This window comes from Gillisella vitis, assembly GCF_021559775.1.
Lineage (GTDB): Bacteria > Pseudomonadota > Alphaproteobacteria > Rhizobiales > Rhizobiaceae > Allorhizobium > Allorhizobium ampelinum.
Genome location: NZ_CP056047.1, coordinates 1,858,500 through 1,877,441 on the forward strand (window position 1 = coordinate 1,858,500; position 18,942 = coordinate 1,877,441).

Sequence of the window (18,942 nt, forward strand, 5' to 3'; positions counted from 1 at the left end):
ATTGGCAATAACCAGCCCTATCCCGACACCGAACCCCGATACTGGGAGCGCAACTGCTCGAACAGAGCGACTTGCTCGGCAATCAAAGTCTTTTGTGCATCCCTGCGCACAAAGACCTTCAACATTGCAGCGCCCTCACCATTCATGAACCACACCGACAGGGACCGTCGGCCATGAAACATCCGGTCAACAAAGGCGACGGAGCGGCAATGGTCGATACGGATATGGCCGCCGACCGGACTGTCGCCGTGAATGTTGAACCAGCCATGGCCAATGGACCCCGGCGGAAGAGCGCCGACCACTTCCAGAACGACATCTTTGGTGTGGACGATGGTCAGCACATCGCCCCAACCTGACAAATGGGTCCAGATCGGTTCGAAAGCCTCTGACGGCGCGATGGTCACACAATCTGGCGGTAAAATGGCCAGAATCTCGGCGGGCGTTACCCCTGCCTCCGTTGCAATGGTTTCCACCACGCCGTCAGGTTTTTCGGCGAGAGCCGCTTTGGCAACCTCAAGCGGTGAAAGGCGGGCAGTATCGACAGCGGCCATGATCGTCTCAGGCCGCCTTGGAACTGCGCGTACCCGTGCTGTCTTCATGAAGGATCACTTCAAATCCTTCGAAATGCGGACCGCCAAGATATTGAACCTTGCTCTGCCCGGCATTGGCATGGGCCGCACGGAACTGCTCGGACTTCGTCCAGGCAACGAAGGTTTCATGGCTTTCCCAGACCGTATGGGACACATAAAGCGAGTGGTCCTCGCCCTTGGGGCCTTTCAACATATGAAATTCGACATAGCCCGGCACTTCCGCCAGGCGGCCCTGACGATCACGCCACTGAGCTTCAAACACGTCCTCGAAACCCGGAACGACGCGAAAACGGTTCATTGCAATATACATAGTCTGCTCCACACGTTGGCTGGAAATGCGATGCTGCATAATTCCTCAAACCGGAATTGGCTTGAGGAATTATGCAGCAGATAGAAAGCGTTACAGCGTCTTTTGTGTATTTGACAAAACACACGGCGCTGTCATGCACCTGTCCTGTTGCGTCATTATGAAAACTTGTGCATTATAGTCAAGTTAAAATCCAGCCCGCTGTTGTTCGTCGTCATTCGTCACGTGAAGACCGGACCCGACGCCCGCGAAGGGGCTCGATCACTATACACAATCCAGCTCTGAAAACGCATGAAATGGCGTTGCCTGGGCAACCTTCAGGACGATACCTTGATGAGACCTTCTTCTCTTCTGACCTCGCTTGCACTTTTCGGTCTTGTTACCCTCCCGCCTCCCCTCCCTTGGACCATGACGCCAACGGCCTTCGCGGCGGACAGCTTTCCCCAGGCCAGCCGCATCGTCTCGATTGGCGGGACGGTCACCGAAATTCTCTATGACCTGGGTGCCGGGGAGCGCATCGTTGCGGTTGATTCCACCAGCCTCTATCCTCCTGAAGTATCGTCAAAGCCCAATGTCGGCTATATGCGCCGCCTTTCCGCCGAGGGCATATTGGCCCAGAAGCCCGATCTCATCCTGACCGAGGCGGGCTCCGGGCCACCCGATGCCCTGGCCGTGCTGGCGCAAAGCGGTGTCGCGCTGGTGAACATCCCTCAACAGCCTTCGGCGGAAACCGTCGCTCCCCGTATCCGTGCCGTCGGCGCAGCAATCGGCAAGGGGCCGCAGGCAGAGGCATTGGCAAGCCAGTTCGAGACACAATTGGATACGTTAAAGACTGATCTCGCCCACCTTCCAGCCCAGAAAAAGCGGGTCCTGTTCGTTCTGTCCATCGCCAATGGTCGTATCATGGCCGCCGGCAAAGACACGGCAGCCGATGCGATGATCCGGCTTGCCGGCGCCGCCAATGCGGTGGGCGACAGCACAGGCTACAAACCACTCAGCGATGAAGCCGTGATTGCCGCAGCACCCGACATTATTCTCACCATGGATCATGGCGCAGCCCCGCTATCCGCCAAGGAAATCTTCGCTTTACCAGCCCTTGCCACTAGTCCGGCAGCCCAGACCCAGGCCTTTCTCAGCATGGATGGGCTTTACCTGCTGGGCTTTGGGCCACGCACCGCTGACGCAGCCCGAGAACTGGCGTCCAAGCTGTACCCAGAGGCGACCATTCAGTGACGATTGCTGTGACCTCATCATCAATGCTACCGGCATCGACGGGTGACCGCTCGCGCCGTGGCATGACAGCCGTGCTTCTACTGGCGGCACTGCTTACAACGGCCTGCTTCGTCTCGCTGATCAGCGGGCCGACCGGGGTTGGCTTGAGCGATCTGATTACATATCTCTCCGGGCATGGCGCGCTGGCGCAGCAGGACCGTATCGTGCTGGAGGCGGTCCGCCTGCCCCGCACCTTGATGGGTGTCCTGGTGGGCGCGGGTCTCGGACTTTCCGGGGCGATGATGCAGGGACTGTTTCGCAACCCGTTGGCCGACCCTGGCATTGTCGGCATCACCTCCGGGGCCAGCCTTGCCGCAGTGGCGGCCATCGTGCTTGGCCCCGGCCTGCTTTTACCGCTGCAAACAGCCCTTGGAGATGAATTCCTGCCGATCATGGCGTTTTGCGGCGCCCTGCTCAACACCGCCCTGCTCTATGCCATCGCCACCCGTGGCGGCCAAACCTCGACCATCGCACTGGTACTATCAGGCATTGCCATCGGCGCCCTCAGCATGGCCGCAACGGGCCTGCTAATCTTCATGGCCGACGACCGGGCCTTGCGCGACATCACCTTCTGGAACCTGGGATCGCTGGGCGGGGCGACCTATGCCAAAGCCGCCTCAATCGCACCCTTCATTCTAGGTGCGCTTGCCAGCGTATCTTTCATTGCGCGTGGACTGGACGCGCTCGTGCTGGGTGATGCCGCTGCTTTTCACATGGGAATTCCAGTGGAGCGGCTGAAACGGGCCAGCGTGCTGATTGTGGCCGCAGCTTGTGGAGCCGCTGTGGCCGTGGCTGGTTCGATTGCCTTTATTGGCATCGTCGTCCCACACCTGCTGCGCATGGCCATCGGACCATCGCACCGCTTCCTCCTGCCAGCCTCCGCACTGGGTGGCGCAAGCCTGCTTCTGATAGCAGACAGCCTTGCCCGCACCATTGTTGCACCGGCGGAACTGCCGATCGGCATCGTCACAGCACTGATCGGCGCGCCGGTTTTTCTGCTCTTGCTGCTTGGCCGCCAAGGGCGCGGCATGATGGAAAATTAGAGCATCAAAAAAGGCAAAGCGAGCACACCATGATAACCGCAGAAAATCTGACATTGCACCGGCACGGGCGTTTGTTGCTGGACAGGATCAGCCTGCGCCTTGCACCGGGTTGCTTCACCGTCATTATCGGTCCAAACGGCGCGGGCAAGTCAACCTTGCTGAAACTGCTCTGCGGCGACCTGAGGGCCGACAGCGGCAAAATTGCCTATGACGGTCAGGATATCACCCGCCTGAAACCTCAATATCTAGCACGCAGGCGTGGCGTCCTGCCGCAAAGCACCAGCCTTTCGTTCCCGTTTACTGCCCTGGAAGTGGTGCGGATGGGTGCTATGGCCTCTGGAAGCGCCCGACCAATCCAGGCCGCAAGACAGGCGCTGGCACGGGTGGGCCTCTCAACCTTTGAAGCGCGCCCCTATCAGGCCTTGTCTGGCGGCGAACAACAAAGGGTGCAATTTGCCCGCGTCCTGGCGCAACTGCCAACAGCGGTCGATGAAACCGGCCCACGCGCCCTGTTTCTCGATGAGCCAACCTCAAGCCTGGATCTAACCCACCAAATTTCCGTCCTGGAAATCGCCCGCACCTTTGCCGCTGATGGAGGAATGGTGCTTGCGGTTCTGCACGACCTCAACCTCGCAGCAGAATTCGCCGACAGTCTGATTGTGCTGGATGGTGGTCAGTTGATTGCCGAGGGGTCGCCGCAAACGGTCATCCGCGACGACATCATCGCCTCCGTCTATGGACTGAGTGGAACGGTCAGCCGCGCGCCGACCAACCTCCCTTTCGTCCTGCCGCAATCCAGGCTGAACATTCCGGCTTAATCAGCCGCTGCCGGCAAAAGTTATCCACAGGAATCCACAGCCATTTTTGGATGAAACTTTGGAATAATCAAGAACGAACCATGAATATTACGACGATGGTAGAGAACAAAACAAGTTCAATGGTGAAGAAGCATTAGGCGCCGCCCAGCCACAAAAATGGCTAGGGTGCAGGCTTTGTCCGAAGCCATAGCGCGACCGGCGCGCGATCATTGACGACGCATGATCTCACGTTTGAGAAACGGTGCATGGCAAAGCAACGCACTGATCGTGCTACGCATTGACGAAGGCCAGCCTTGCAGTCCCCCGGATGGTTGCTTTTCCAGAATGAACAAAAATTCGAAGCCATCCTTGGACAAAAGACCGTCCACATACCGCAATCCGACTGAAGACGCTTTCGCTGCAAGAGCCGCGACATCCTTTACCGTCTCTTCGTCATAGACGTGATAGTGCTGCCTGAGGTCTGCATCGATCCACTCTTGCGCCTGACGTCTTTGTTCGACGGGATCAGACAGCTGAAAGAGCGTTTGCATTATCTCCACATAGTGCTGGAAGTTACGGGCAGCCCGACCTTCCGAATCCCTGTAGTCGAGGTCCAGGTGATCACGCCGCGCCGGCACGCGGTCGACATCGTAGCAGTTACAGCGAAAATTGGGCAAGGTAATGAAGAGCTTACCTCCGTTTTTGACGGTCCTTATCCATTCGCAGAGGCCCCCGACCGGATCGTCGAAATGTTCAAGCACGTGATTGGCGATGATGAAATCCAGTTCCCCATCGGCGTAAACCGAAAGATCGTTTCCGTCGATGACATGTGTCAGCGGCACGAGATCCTCCTCAGGCAGATGATGGAGCTCGACCAACGTCTTGTTGGAAACGACATCGACATATTCGACCTGACAGTTTTCCGAGGTTTTTGTCGGAACCTGCTGCGCACCGAGTTCAATGCCCCGGCCAACGAGATACTTTCTTGCAAAGCGGTTTCGAATATCCAGACGATTTTCCATCGAAGAAAACAAAATCATCCTGCTGAATAATGGGCGGGACAAAACATCATCGAGAAACCGACGCACCCAAGGCTTCATAGTATCGTCATCTACTGGCCATACCAGAGCACGTATATCAAACATCTTTCCTCACTACAGCACTGAACGGAAACGTGAGACCAGCTTTCAAGTCACATCCGACGCGGAAACAAATCATTCCCGTTGAAACGATAGCAGAGAAAAGTTGGAAAATTCCAGCAGATCGAATGGCTTCGCACTGATAATCACAAGCGGATAAACGAAAGTGCAGCGCCCGTAAAACAGTCTCAATAAAGAAACCATCGAATTGAACGCGATGTTCGCAACATCAGAGCTAAGGAAATTAAATCAGAACCATTGAAGTTACTGATAAAATGGTGGGTGATGTAGGGTTCGAACCTACGACCCGCTGATTAAGAGGCCGGTCGTATCTTCATTGAAAACATTCAGATAGCCAGCAGCGCCCTGTAAAATACAGTTTGAAATTGCCCAATGGTTCCAATGGTGTCAAGTCTGAATTGTAAAATGATTTCCACAGAAATGGTCCGCTGTGGAAACCGCGGTATCTTCTCTCGGGGCTTCCTCGGCCGAATAGTCGAGCCAGACATAAAGAGTCAGTTCCACCTCTTTAAGCAAGCTTCATTGCCCCCTCTCTAAATGGGAGGGCTCAATATATATGAGGTCGAAAAAATATTGTGATGCAGTTCAAAAAGAAGCGGGGCGGCATTGCGCCTGGAGATATGCGACCGGCGTCGACCATTGTGTCTGCGGAAAAACGACAGGTGCGATGCCCGCCCTCTAGATCCGCGTTGCCGCGTATGCGGTCACCATCGACGAAAAAAGCGGCAGCATCAGAAGTCCGCGCTTTCTCGTCTCGCATGGACAGATCCCCGACCTTATGAACTGATGGGGTGGATGCCCCCTCCGGCCGGCATCGGAGTATGATGCCTGCCCAGCGCCATGGTGGCGCTCACGGAGGAAAGGCAGATGACACAGGTACATATCCTTGCGATCGACCTCGCGAAGCGGAGCTTCCAAGTCTGTGGAACGGATCGCGGCGGGGCGTGTGTGGATGCCCCCGGTTTGGCAAGAAGATTTTTTGACGGCTGTCCGCGAACGAGGAATTCTATCGGTCGTGTGTCAGGCCTCTTGATGTGGCCTGATTAGCCACGGGCCGGGATGCAGTTCGAAGAACAGGTGCCACATCGGTTCAGAGAGCTTTTTGCTCGAGCGCCGGGACTGGTTTACCCCATTCTGAACATTGAAGTCCTTTCCGCATCGTTCCGTCAGTCGATCTTCTTACCGGGGCTGTTGGCCCCAGGCATCACCGCATTGCCTTTCGAGAAAGGCAGCGGATCACGCCATTCTGTAATTCTGCTCCCTAGTCATCATTGCCCAAATGATGCGCGCCATCTTATTGGCGAGCGCGACAGCAGCCACCATTCGAGGCTTTCGGCCCAGAATGCTTCCCAAACAGTTATCCGGTAACACGCCCTTGCGCACGATCCAGCGGATCAGGCTCATGGCTCCGACAATGAGGAGCTTTCGAATATCGGTCGCCCCATCTTGCTGACACCGCCCAGTCGTGTCTTGCCACCCGTTGAGTGCTGCCTGGGCACAAGGCCGAGCCAAGCAGCAAAGTTCCGGCCGCTCTTGAATGCACGAAGATCGGGAGCAAACGCGAGGATCGCGCCGGCGGTCACGGGGCCGACGCCGGGAACGGTGCAAAGTCGACGCATATCTTCATTCGCATTGGTAGCTTCTCGAAGCTTCAGCATCAGGCCATCGATCTTCTCGGTCAGCAGGCTGATCTGGTCCAGGTAGAGCTGACCTATCTCTCGGACTCCATCAGGGAGATGATTTGTCTGATCGGCCAGAATGCCTACCACCGTAGTGAGATTGGCTGGTCCTTGAGCAACGACGATTCCAAATTCGCCGAGGTGCCCGCGCAACGCATTGATGAGCTGGGTCACGAAGCACTGGTGCGTTCGAAACGCCACCGCACGCGCCTGATGTTCAGCGCTCTTGACCTCGACATAATGCAAGTTCGGTCGTTGTGCAGCCTCCGCGATCGCCGCTGCATCGGCTGCGTCGTTCTTCTGCCGTTTGACAAACGGCTTCACGTAGATCGGCGGAATTAGTCGTACATTATGGCCACAGCCTTGAGTAAAGCGGCCCCAGAAATGGCTGGTGGCACAGGCCTCCATCGCGACGATGCACGGCGACTGCTCGTTCAAAGGTTGCTGTAATCGGGCTCGCGAGAGAGGCCGGTTGAATAGAACCGCGCCGCCGCGATCCGTTCCACAGACTTGGAAGCTCCGCTTCGCGAGGTCGATCGCAAGGATATGTACCTGTGTCATCTGCCTTTCCTCCGTGAGCGCCACCATGGCGCTGGGCAGGCATCATACTCCGATGCCGGCCGGAGGGGGCATCCACCCCATCAGTTCACGTCTGGCCATATCCTCGAATTTAGTTAACAGTGTTTTCCACATCGTATGTGGAAATCAGGGCTCTTGAAGGGATCTGAATCTTTGACCCGCTTAGATCTCTTTCTTAAATATCTCAGCTATCTGGATTTTTACAGATTAGGGAGACAACCGACTCCCGTGTAGAGCAGGTAGCGCAAACGGCCGAGGCCTCCAGCATAGTAGGCCCAATGGAAATAGGCGCGACCACATGCAGTCACTGGCTTCCACGTCGACACAGGCCTCGTCAGCCGATAGAGGGTTAAGCCTTCCAGCACATGGGGCATGGGCCTCATGATATGGGTTTCCATAAACAGATGCTGCTACCCCGCTCGAAGCGTCGTTTGTATGCGGCAGCTATCATCCTTACAGGTGAGGAACGCTTGCAGGGCTTCGAGCTCCTTCAACGACCTTGAACACCCAATGAAAGCCTAGCGATGCTGCGCTGTCGTTCTCCAGCGCCCATCGCGCAGCTGCCGACAAGGAGGGGCTCGAGACTCTGAATGTAAACAAGCTATTTGTGATGCAAGATATCCGTGTATAATGGACGTCTACTTCGGGGTGAGGTTTTCGTGGAGTTCCGGCCGATTGTTGTTGTGGTTGTTGCTGCGGCTTTGCTAAGCTCGCTGGCTGCCGTCTCGGTCCGGGCAGCGGAGCGATCAGTTCGTGACATTCAGAAGGCATTGGTCGACCAGGGCTTCAAGCCGGGCGTCCCTGATGGCGCATGGGGCAAGAGGTCGATCGCAGCGCTACGAGCCTACCAGACAGCGAACGGCCTGCCTCCTACTGGCGCGGCGGACCAGGCGACAATCGACCGCCTTTTCCCGACCTCTCCGGCGGCGGAAGATCAAAAGCCCCCACTTTCTGGCTCGTCGTCGGAAAGCGTAACGCCATTACCAAAGATTCTGGAAGTCGAGACCAAGCCGTTAGGTCCTATTGGCGGCTCTGCGTCCAGTACGGTCGAACCCTTCGCCGAAGTAAAGGCTGTCGAAACCACTCCGCCTTCAGAGGAGGCACAACCCGCCCGGCAGGCCGACAGCACCCCGCCGACGACCGAAAGCTCGGGCGACGGAGCCGCCGCTCCTCGGTCATCGGCGGCTCCGTCCGATAGTAAGAACGCGCCCTGGAACGTGGCGCTTGTCGGTTTGTCCGTCGGCGGTGTCTTACTGTTCTGGAGGAGACGGAAGCGAAGGATGCTTGCCGCGGGCGCCAGCGGCATACGCACGGCTCCTGACGACGACACCACAGCAGAACTTATTTGGGACAAGGACGCCTTTCGGGTCCTGACGGAGCAATCCACGACTGAGCAATCCACCTCGCCGTATCAGGACCGCGCGCCGTCAATGGACGCGCGCAACAGACACGTCACCGACTGGATCAAGGCGAACGCATCCAAAGCGAAAGCCCTGTCCGCTGGCGAGAACGACGACCTCACCGATGTTACCGAGCGTGGGCAAAAGACTAGCGTAACGCACCCCCCGATACCCACCCAGACAGGCACCCTGCTGAATTTCCATCGTGCAAAGGCGGCCGAACCAAAGTCGGCACCCCCTCCCCCAAGGACGGACGCCTCTGCCGCCAAAATGGCCGGAGCCGAATGGATTTCGCCGGGCAAGTCCGTCACCGTCTCTTCAGTCACGATATTGGGCGGAATGTTCTATCTCGGAGGTTTTCTCGGAAAGCAGGGAAGGCTGAACGAAAACGATAACTGTCTGGTCGATCCGGGGCTAACCGTGGGAAGAGGCCGCGATCCGGCGGGTGTGTCCATGGGATACTGGCCATCATATGGCGGGATGTCCCCGGAAGCCAGAAGGTCCTATCTGGAATGGTTGGCAGGCGGCAGGTCGAATCCAGACGACTACATCGGTTACGTCTTCCTCTACTTCTACGGCCTCGAACGGCGGCTGCTCCTCGACGTCGATGCCTCCGATACATCCGCCGTGCTGGCGGAGGTCAGGCGACTTCTCGATGTTTACGGCCATAACGGCTCTTTCAACCGTTATGCCACGGAGTTGCTGACCGCAGCCGAACTCAGGAGCGGTGAGCCCTCCGCCCAATTTATCGCCAGGGTCGAGCCTAACGGCTATGAGGTCCCCGCTGCGGTCAAGATCGCCCTCGGTATCCGGGTCCGGGACGAACGTCCGATCGAGGCTGATCTGATGCTTCGGTTCGCGCTGACCCATCCGGAGACCAGCGTCCGCACGCCTGCCAAGCGGGTCCCCTCCCTGTTGCGAGAACTCTACCATCTGGAATTCGCGAAACTCTATCCGGCGGGCTACCGGCTGAAGGCCGGACGGACAAAGAAGCTCAAGAAGCAGTACCAGGCCTGCAGCGGAAGCTTCAATCTCGAAATCAAGGTCCTCGGCGGAGACATTCCGGACATCACCGACCGGGAAGAGCCGATCCGGATAGCGCGACGGGTCTTCAACGACTGCATGGAGCAGCTCGATGATTACAGCCGCACTCTTGGACGTCTCCCCGGTCTGCAGCCGAATTTGCTCGCCATATCCAAGCTCCCCGAGGCTCTGCGGATGACGGCCGCCACGAGTTTGCCGGGCGATCCCCTGGCCGGTCTCCAACGTCTCGCCGACCAATCTTCCGAAACACGTATTGACCGTCTCGCCGAGCAGATAGGCATCGAGATGGGGGCCAGCCCCGGAAAGGCCAAGCTCCGCGATCTAAGCCAGGCCCTTTCCGGTTTCGGAATCGGCGCGACCTTCGATCCGGCGTTTGCCGTGAAGTCGTCGGCAGGTGGTGACACGGCGATCCTGTTTCCAATCTCGGCCCCCCTCCCCGCAGTGGCAACCGACGTCTACCGTACTCAACAGCTCTCGACGATGCTGGGCATGGTGGTCGGACATGCCGACGGCGATTTCCACGAAATGGAACGAAAGGCGCTCCTTGACCGGATTGCGACCTCCACAGACCTGTCCGGAGATGAAAAGCGGAGGCTGGAAGCAGAGATCCGGCTGAACGAAAAGGACCCCGCGCGCCTCGATGACTGGTTCAAACGTCTGAAAGACGTCCCCGAACGCGCCCGGGACGCTGTCGCCGCCGAACTGGTCGCGCTCGCTTCCGCCGACGGCGACCTGCACGCCGACGAGGTCAGAAAACTCGAGGCGATCTTCAAAAGGATGGGGATCGACCAGAAGTCTCTCTACGAGCGTCTTCACGCGGGGAGCAGCGCGACGCATACAGCCGGACCCACATCGGCGCCTTCCGCCCCCTCCTCAAAAACCACGCCCTCCCCTTCGCCGACACGCATCGACCTTTCGAGACTTCAGAGCATCCGCTCGGAAACACGGGTTACCTCGAACGTCCTCGCCGACATTTTCGTCGACGAAGAGGAAGAAGCCGTCACTTTGGTCCTCGAGACCCCGGTACAAGCCACCCAAAGCGAGCTCTTCGAAGGCCTCGAACAGCGATACGGGGCTTTCCTGTCGGAAATCCTTCAGCGTGCAAGCTGGTCGAAAGACGATTTCGAACATCTGGCACGAGACGCTTCCCTGATGCCTGGCGCGGCGAAGGAAGCGATCAACGATTGGGCGCTCGACCGTTTCGACGAACTCATGATCGAAGGCGACGATGAACTGGACATCAACAGCCATCTGCTTCCCACACCTCCGACAAGTCCAGCAGCTATCAAAGAAGGCATACCCGCATGACCACCAAGCCACCCGCCATCAAGCCGCGTGACCGCGACACAATCATCAGTGCGCTCCGCGCGGGTGTCGTCCCGAGGCTCGGCCTACAGCACATCCAGGTCGGACGTCAGCGCGAGATCGACGCGCTCATTCGTGACATACGCCGGGTGGGCGAAGGTGGATCGAGCATACGTTTCGTGATCGGCGCATACGGGGCTGGCAAGACGTTCTTCCTATTCCTCGTTCGGCAGATAGCCCTCCAGAGCAAGCTGGCTGTATGCCAGGCCGACTTGTCGCCCGACCGACGCATCCACGCGACCAACGGCCAGGCTCGCTCGCTCTATGCCGAGCTGGCAAGAAGCCTTTCGACCCGCACCGCTCCAGATGGAGGCGCGCTGCGTAACATTCTCGAAAGCTACATCCAGAAGGCAACTGAGAAAGCGGGCGCGACGGGCGTGCCGATCGAGACGGCTGTCAAGGACGGGCTCGGCGATATCCGCGAAATGGTTGCTGGCTACGACTTCGCGACGGTGGTCGCCGCTTACGCCCGCGGATATGAAGACGGGAATGGCACTCTCCAGGATGCCGCCCTCCGCTGGCTCCGGGGCGAGTACACGACCAAGACCGAAGCGCGGCAGGATCTCGGCGTCAGGACGATCCTCGACGACGCGTCCTTCTACGACGGCCTGAGGCTTCTGGCGAAATTCGTCAGGGTTGCCGGGTTCGGGGGGATGATCGTCTGCCTTGACGAGCTGGTGAATCTCTACAAGCTGCAGAGCGCCCAGGCCCGAAAGCAGAACTACGAGCAGATCCTCCGCATCCTGAACGACGTGCTACAGGGGACCACCGAAGGCATCGGCTTCATTCTCGGCGGAACGCCGGAGTTTCTGCTCGACACCCGCCGGGGTCTCTACTCCTACGCGGCGCTGCAGAGCAGACTTGCCGAGAACAGCTTTGCGGTGAACGGCCTCGCCGACTATTCGGGACCCGTCATCAACCTTCCGAGCCTCACCCCGGAAGAACTGTTCCACCTGTTGGAAAGGCTTCGCGATGTGTTCGCGGGTGGCGAGCCGGAGAAGCATCTGGTCCCGGATGATGCTCTCATCGCTTTCATGGAGCATTGTTCGAACACGATCGGCGACGCCTACTTCCGCACGCCTCGAAACACAGTGAAGGCGTTTGTGGACCTACTCGCGGTCCTGGAGCAGAACCCCGAGGTCAAGTGGAACGACCTGCTGCCCCGTGTCGAAGTGAGCGAGGATCGGCAAGGCGCGGACGAGGCGGAAATCCCGGTGGATGCCGACGACGGGGACGACGAGCTTGCAACCCTCCGCCTTTGAGCGTCTCGGCCAACCGATCCGGCGCTGGATCTGGGCACAGAAATGGCAGCGGCTGAGGGACGTTCAGGAAAAGGCGATACCCGCCGTTCTCGCGGGCGGCGACGTCGTCATATCTGCCCGCACGGCTGCGGGAAAGACGGAAGCAGCGATCATGCCGCTGTTGACCCGCGTCCTCGACGGCGACGGGCGGGACGGCTTCCGCATCCTCTATGTCAGCCCGCTCAAGGCGCTCATCAACGACCAGTACCGTCGGCTCGAGCCACTGTGCGAGGCCTGCGATATCCCTCTCCATAAATGGCATGGCGACGTGTCTGCAGATGCCAAGTCGCGGGCGCGCAAGAATCCGAGCGGGGTCGTGTTGATCACGCCGGAATCGCTGGAGGCGCTCCTCGTCCGCCGGGGCAAGGAAATACGATTCCTGTTCTCCTCGCTGGAGGCCGTCGTCATCGATGAACTCCACGCGTTCATCGGGACCGAGCGGGGCATGCAGCTCCAGTCAATCCTCAATCGCATCGAGATCGAATGCGGGAGGGAGCGGATCGACCGTGTCGGCCTCTCGGCGACGCTCGGTGATATGCGGCTGGCCGCCGACGCGCTCCGACCCGCCGGCGGCGCGAACGTGGTGGTCATCGAGGGGAATGACGAAGGTAATGGCCTCAAGTTGCAGATCCGGGGATACTACGAAAAGGAAGAGGCGCCCAAGGACGACGGCGGCGAGAACGACGAGGCCCCGCCCGACAAAGAGGCGGACGAACGGCACGGCATCCCGGAACGCCTGGCGGACGACCTCTTTCGTTTTCTGAGGGGGCACCGGAACCTGCTTTTCGGCGGCTCCCGGGAGCGGGTCGAGCTCTATGCGGATCGGCTTCGCCTCATGTGCGAGGAGAACCGAGTCCCGAACGAATTCTTTCCCCACCATGGCAGCCTGTCCAAGGCCGAACGCGAGGATGTCGAACTCAGACTCCGCGACGATCCCCGCCCGACGACGGCTGTCGCGACGACGACTTTGGAACTCGGCATCGATATCGGTGACGTGGAATCCGTCGCTCAGATCGGACCGGGTTTCTCGGTGTCGTCGCTCAGGCAACGCCTCGGCCGTTCGGGACGACGGGCAGGAAGCCCGGCCGTCATGCGGATGTTCGTCATCGAGCGCAATCCGGGTCGCGGACAGCATCCTCTCGAGCGCCTGAACCTCGGGCTTGTCCAATCGATCGCCATGATTGAATGCCTCAAGGACGGCTGGTGCGAGCCGCCTGCCCCGACCGGAGTGCATCTTTCGACACTCGTTCACCAAATTCTCGCGCTCATCCTCCAAAAGGGGGGCGTTTCACCGCAGGCCGCATGGAAAATCCTATGCGACCGGGGTCCCTTCAAGTCGGTGGATCGCACGACATTCGCCGATCTGCTGCGCTGCATGGCGTCTGAGGAGAACAAGCTCGTCGAGCAGTCCCCGGAGGGCTTGCTGATGATCGGGGAGTTCGGGGAAAGGATAACCGAGGCGCATGACTTCTACCCGGTGTTCTCGACGGAGCGAGAATACCGGATCATGCATGACGCCAGAACGTTGGGCACCTACCCGCTGGATTCGGCAATCAGGTCGGGGGAGACGTTGATTTTCGCCGGACGGCGCTGGCAGGTCATCGAGGTGGAAGACGCCACTCGGGTCATAACCGTAAAACCGACCCGGGGCGGCAAGCCGCCGCGCTTCAGCGGGAATGTCGGTGGATTGCACGATCGCATAGCGCTGGAGATGAAACGAGTGCTCCAAAGCAGCGAGCAGTACGCATACATCGACCGCGTCGCTGTGGAAATATTGGGCAGCGCACGGGCGTGTTTTGGTGAACTTGGGCTAGCCACGCAATCGATCCTGCCATACGCCGATGGCGCTCTGGTTCTGCCCTGGATCGGGACCAGGAAGTTGACCACCCTCGCCCTTGCCTTCCTCTCGCGTGATTTCCGGACCGCGCAGTATCAGCACTCCCTCGAACTACAGGACTGTGATCCCGAAGGCATCGGTCAGTGCCTCGAGCGGTGGGCGGTGGGAGATGTGCCGACGATAGAAGCCTTGATGACTGGAGTGGCCAGACCAAATGTCGCGCGCTTTGACAACCATCTCTCGTGGGACCTGATGACGATGGTCATGGTCAAGGAACGGCTCGACTACGGTGCTCTCCAAGGCGTTGCCATCAGCCTTTGCGACGGCCGAGAAGCCAACCTTCCGTGACTTGGCGCAGGAACGCCACCTTAGTCGTGCTCTAGTTTCCAGACAGACGTCGGGCGGCATCTATATTCTTTGCACCTTTGGGAGAGCAGCCCCCTCCCTGCGCTACCGGGTCATGATCGGCAGATTTGGAAGCCCGGCCTCCCTGACCCCCTTGTGCGGCGACCCGCGTCGACTCGCAAAGAGAGGCGAGTTACAGGCGGGGCGATATAATCCGAGACTTAAAGCGGCAGCAGGTCAACTTCAACGACCGCACTCAGAACAGATTCTTAGATATCTGCCTGCCGAGCCGATGTGCCCGCTCAAGAATTCAAGGGATCGCTATTGCCGCCCCTGCCTGGCCCCTTTGTTGCGACAAGGCCCGGATTAAGCCCATGCCTCCCTGAAGATAGAGGGGGTCATCCCAAGCGTTCTCACGAGTTCTCTCGTCAAATGGGCCTGGTCACAGAAGCCTGCTTCATTCGCCGCACTGACTATTGACCTTTGTTCGCGCAGGAGATTTTTCGACTTTTCGAGCGCCATGAGGACGTGATAATTATGGATACCAGTGCCGGTTGCGCGGTGAAATGCGCGAGAGAGATAGCCAGCCGAAAGCGAACAATTACGCGCGATTGCGTCAACATCGGTATGGAGCGTCTCGCGCGAAAATAAGGAGTTGCAAACATATTCTACGAATCCACCATTTAACCGGGAGGTTAAAAAAGCGCGCAGATCTGGCGACCTACTACCGGAAATAAAATTCGAAGAAAAAGCCCAACCCTCGTTGTCAACTGCTTCGAAGCGGTGAACCATTCCGCCGGGCACAACTGCCGTTTCACCGGCTTCAAAAATCCGCGTGTGCTGAGGTAGTCGCAAGCGTACTCGTCCGCTAAGAATATGTGCGATCTCTTCGCCCATATGAAAATGCAGCCGAAACTTCCAACACCTTCGGCCGCCCGTAATATTCTCCACCCAGCCTATGTCGGTGTGGGACACAGTAAACGACGTTCGTGTATTCCTACCATACAGATCTGGCGACATGACTTCCAATGAACATTAATTGTTATTAATATAATGGAAACCAGGGTGCAAATTGTGATCAAAGATTCCGGTTTCCGCCGGTATTTTCCAACAAAAAGGGAGCCAAACATGAGTATGGTTTCAGATCAAGATTTGGTCAAGACTCTGCTGGGCACAGCTTTGAACGCCCCCGACTTTGCAAGGGTAAAATGCAGATCTGGCTAACCTGCGGCTGCAGTCATCTATTCGGCCTCTTAAGCGTGCCGCACCCTGCGGCCCCGGCCTTGACGGTAGATCCGCAAGCCAACTCTCAATCACGCGACGCGAACTCGCAGTTCGATGCGCCCAACGGGCTCTGCTGGTTCCCGGTTAGCCCGGCTTTGCCATCATTTGCCTTCTATCCTCACCACCACATCGACCCGATTAGGATCGAACCCGGCGATCACGCTGTTCTCATTGTCGCGCCTTCTCCTGGATTCCCATAGGCCCCGCCAAACCTCAGCAGCGCCAAGACGATGCGGGCTGTTTTGTTCGCAAATGCAACGGCCGCAACATTTGACGTGCATTTGCGGATCCGGCGTTGGGCTGATGATCGACCGTTATCATGCTCGGACTTGGAACATCTCGGTTGATCACTCGCAGCGGAGCATTTCTCTCCCCCGCGACGGCATGATGCTTGTCGTAATCCTTGCGACCTTCCTTTTAGAATTCGCGCTACACTATATCATAGAATCCGAAATGATCGCAGCGGCAACCCCTATTGTACCATTTATGGCCGCCGCCATATGGACAATGTTCATCGGCATGTCGGTTGGACGTAACCTCAATCTTGCAATCCGGTATGCGTTGAGCCCCCCACAGAAAATAGGTGAAGATTTGCCGACACAGCGCGGTAGATGCTTCGTCCAACAAACTCCGGTTTGATATGTTGATGTGGAGCCAGTCACAAAGCCGTTGGAAAGGCTGCCAAATTACATAAATACCCGTGCAGAAACCTATAGCCGACAAACTCCCGTGCTTCTAAGTTAATACGGAAGCGGGGAATGGATATGCTAATTGGCTACATGCGCGTATAGACCGGCGAACAGAAGCTCGATCTTCAGCGCGACGAACTGGAGCGAGCTAGGTGCGAGCGGGTCTATGGCGACGTGTGCTCGGGTCGCTCGACTGAGCGCCCCGGTCTGGCAAAAGCGCTCGACATCGCTCGGGACGGTGACACCCTCGTTGTATGGAAGCTCGATCGTATCGGCCGTTCGCTTACGCATGTCGTTGGCCTGGTGAGCGATCTGCAGAAACGGGGCGTTGGGCTCAAGGTATTGACCGGCGATGTCGATACCACGACAGCGACGGACAGGCTCGTGTTTGGAATATTCGCCACACTTGCGGAATTCGAACGAGACCTTATTCACGAACGCACCATGGCGGGGCTGGCGGCCGCCCGTGCGCGTGGACGGGCCGGTGGACGCCCGCGCGTGATGACAAAGCAGAAGCTTGAATTTTCCGAAGTCGACCCTATTCATCAAATGGCGGGAATAAACACCTAGATCGGAAGAGCGGACGCCTGCTTGACCACCTCGCTCGGAACGTCAGTCTTGACATTCTTGATGCCGTTTTTCCGGGTCAAGTGTGACGATTGGAACTGTCGGTAGCACTCAATATCGGCTACGACTACGCGCAGCAACGCATCGCTCTCGCCCAGCATGATGTAACACTCCACGACCTCGGGCAGTTGCTTCATGGCCCCGATAAAGAGATCGATCGTCTCCGCATCTTGAGCTGTCAACCAGACCCTCGCAAATAGAGAAAGCTTCAAACCGACCTTCGTCTGATCAATGACTGCCACGTAGCGACTGATGATTCCTGCGTCTTCCAGGAGCCTTACTCGTCGCAAACAAGGTGAATTGGAGAGACCAACGCGCTTTGCAAGTTCGTTGTTAAGAATTCGCCCATCAAGCTGCAACTCGCGGATTATTCGGCGATCGATCTCATCCAATTTCATGGCATCCATTTAACTATATAGAGCGATTATTGGCATAATGTTTCATTATTTAACAAATAATCAGAAATTTCGCAATCCAATTTTCCATCGCGTTGGATATTATGGGTCGCTGGATAATTATCGATATTTTCAACGGAGAAGTTCATTGGATACTGGATGGTATGCTAGCTTGATTGGGTTTGCCTTCGCTATGGCAGCAACACCTGGACCGAACAACACGATGGCTACGGCTTCAGGGGCAAACTACGGGTTGATGCGGACCCTGCCGCTGATGAGCGGGATCGCAGTCGGCGTTGCGGTGATCATGTTCATTGTCGCGGTATTTGGTGCTTCGGTGGTGGCAGAGCCGCGCGTTTACCTGATTCTCAAATGGGTTGGCATCGCCTATTTGTTTTGGATTGCGTGGCAGATCGCTAGTGCTGAGCCAAAACTAGCTGATGCTGATCCCATGGCATCGTGCAACGCAAAACCTCTTTCCTTCACGCAGGGTATACTGCTTCAGTTCGTTAACCCGAAACTCTGGGTGATGGCGACTGGCGCAATTGTCGCTCATGGCCACGTTAGCGAACAGATCGGTTATGCGGTCCTCGGCACGCTGTTTGCTTTCGTGTTTGGTGCGTTAACTTTCATTAGTACGGTCGCCTGGGCAGGGCTCGGCGCGTACATCGGGCGCTTGCTGGTTTCGCCACAAATTATCAGGGTTTTTAATCTCACAATGGCATTGCTACTCGTGTTGAGTTTGATCCCAATCATCTTTCATTAGGGCAACGGGTTTTCCGCTCCCACGTTGTCCTCGCCATCGTGATCTGTGATCGGATTTCCAGGGACGAGCAACAAGAGTTCCTCCATGGACAGTACAATGGACGTTCTCACGACCAGGAAGTCGGGACGGGAGCTGCATCGTCATTGGGCGGACGAGGTCAAAGGGCAGATTGGCCTGCTGCCGGTTTCGTGGACACTGAGTTACCCAAGGAAAACCCAAGGGTTTTGCTCGCAGGATCCCTTCCGGCTCGTTTGATACCGCCTGGCAACATCCCGACGGTGCCCGGCACGGGCGACACGCGCGCAACCTTCAGCGCAATAAATCTGCCCGCGGTCGCAGCATCGGCAGATCAGCACTTGGCCCCGGCAACGCTCGCAGAGAAAGAAGCGTCCGGTATCGTGTTCATCTGCTCCATGGCAGCCGTCATGACATGGACGCGAAGCTCCGTCTGCGCCATAATAA

General features: G+C 57.7%; 12 protein-coding genes and 2 pseudogenes. 8 read left to right on the plus strand and 6 right to left on the minus strand.

Annotation, left to right across the window (positions count from 1 at the left end; all coding sequences use genetic code 11):
• Positions 1-17 precede the first annotated feature (17 nt).
• Complete coding sequence (gene hutX / locus AVCG78_RS08875) at positions 18-551, minus strand: heme utilization cystosolic carrier protein HutX (RefSeq protein WP_071205743.1); 534 nt, start codon at positions 549-551, stop codon at positions 18-20.
• A gap of 7 nt (positions 552-558) precedes the next feature.
• Positions 559-900, minus strand: a complete 342-nt coding sequence (locus tag AVCG78_RS08880) for an antibiotic biosynthesis monooxygenase family protein (RefSeq protein ID WP_060717864.1) — start codon at positions 898-900, stop codon at positions 559-561.
• A gap of 330 nt (positions 901-1,230) precedes the next feature.
• Here AVCG78_RS08880 and AVCG78_RS08885 point away from each other — a divergent pair, with 330 nt between their 5' ends.
• Genes AVCG78_RS08885 through AVCG78_RS08895 form a run of 3 tightly spaced genes read left to right on the plus strand, consistent with a single transcriptional unit; the run spans position 1,231 to position 4,030 of the window.
• Positions 1,231-2,130, plus strand: coding sequence for a heme/hemin ABC transporter substrate-binding protein (locus AVCG78_RS08885; protein ID WP_234665183.1), 900 nt, complete (start codon positions 1,231-1,233; stop codon positions 2,128-2,130).
• Positions 2,127-3,212 carry a FecCD family ABC transporter permease gene (locus AVCG78_RS08890; RefSeq protein ID WP_071205740.1) on the plus strand — a complete coding sequence of 362 codons (1,086 nt, stop codon included), beginning with the start codon at positions 2,127-2,129 and terminating at the stop codon, positions 3,210-3,212. The genes AVCG78_RS08885 and AVCG78_RS08890 overlap by 4 nt, the downstream gene beginning before the upstream one ends.
• 29 nt (positions 3,213-3,241) lie before the next feature.
• Positions 3,242-4,030 (plus strand): heme ABC transporter ATP-binding protein, encoded by a 789-nt coding sequence (locus tag AVCG78_RS08895; protein ID WP_071205738.1) that lies wholly within the window; start codon positions 3,242-3,244, stop codon positions 4,028-4,030.
• Positions 4,031-4,236: 206 nt separating this feature from the next.
• Here AVCG78_RS08895 and AVCG78_RS08900 read toward each other — a convergent pair whose 3' ends face one another.
• A complete protein-coding gene (locus AVCG78_RS08900; RefSeq protein WP_081355470.1) occupies positions 4,237-5,154 on the minus strand; it encodes a methyltransferase domain-containing protein in 918 nt (305 codons plus the stop codon).
• 1,251 nt (positions 5,155-6,405) lie between these two features.
• Positions 6,406-7,409: pseudogene (locus AVCG78_RS08910) on the minus strand (IS110 family RNA-guided transposase).
• 677 nt (positions 7,410-8,086) lie between these two features.
• Between AVCG78_RS08910 and AVCG78_RS08915 the strand changes: the two are divergent.
• The 3 genes from AVCG78_RS08915 to AVCG78_RS08925 are packed head-to-tail and all read left to right on the plus strand — an operon-like array spanning position 8,087 to position 14,722.
• Positions 8,087-11,179 carry a TerB N-terminal domain-containing protein gene (locus tag AVCG78_RS08915; protein ID WP_139191388.1) on the plus strand — a complete coding sequence of 1,031 codons (3,093 nt, stop codon included), beginning with the start codon at positions 8,087-8,089 and terminating at the stop codon, positions 11,177-11,179.
• Positions 11,176-12,498: an ATP-binding protein gene (locus tag AVCG78_RS08920; protein WP_071204319.1), complete on the plus strand. Its 1,323-nt coding sequence runs from the start codon at positions 11,176-11,178 to the stop codon at positions 12,496-12,498. Before AVCG78_RS08915 ends, AVCG78_RS08920 begins: the two co-directional genes overlap by 4 nt.
• Entirely contained in the window at positions 12,455-14,722 is a 2,268-nt protein-coding gene (locus AVCG78_RS08925) for a DEAD/DEAH box helicase (protein ID WP_071204321.1), read from the plus strand. The genes AVCG78_RS08920 and AVCG78_RS08925 overlap by 44 nt, the downstream gene beginning before the upstream one ends.
• Before the next feature lie 363 nt (positions 14,723-15,085).
• Here AVCG78_RS08925 and AVCG78_RS08930 read toward each other — a convergent pair whose 3' ends face one another.
• Positions 15,086-15,616 carry a helix-turn-helix domain-containing protein gene (locus AVCG78_RS08930; protein ID WP_197434959.1) on the minus strand — a complete coding sequence of 177 codons (531 nt, stop codon included), beginning with the start codon at positions 15,614-15,616 and terminating at the stop codon, positions 15,086-15,088.
• 1,214 nt (positions 15,617-16,830) lie between these two features.
• On the opposite strand from AVCG78_RS08930, the pseudogene AVCG78_RS08935 reads away from it, so the two are divergent.
• Positions 16,831-17,223, plus strand: a pseudogene (locus tag AVCG78_RS08935) (recombinase family protein); the annotation flags it as partial.
• 35 nt (positions 17,224-17,258) lie between these two features.
• Here AVCG78_RS08935 and AVCG78_RS08940 read toward each other — a convergent pair.
• A complete protein-coding gene (locus AVCG78_RS08940) occupies positions 17,259-17,717 on the minus strand; it encodes an Lrp/AsnC family transcriptional regulator (protein WP_071204346.1) in 459 nt (152 codons plus the stop codon).
• Positions 17,718-17,886: 169 nt separating this feature from the next.
• On the opposite strand from AVCG78_RS08940, the gene AVCG78_RS08945 reads away from it, so the two are divergent.
• Positions 17,887-18,480: a LysE family translocator gene (locus tag AVCG78_RS08945; RefSeq protein ID WP_174089686.1), complete on the plus strand. Its 594-nt coding sequence runs from the start codon at positions 17,887-17,889 to the stop codon at positions 18,478-18,480.
• The last annotated feature ends 462 nt before the right edge of the window (positions 18,481-18,942 follow it).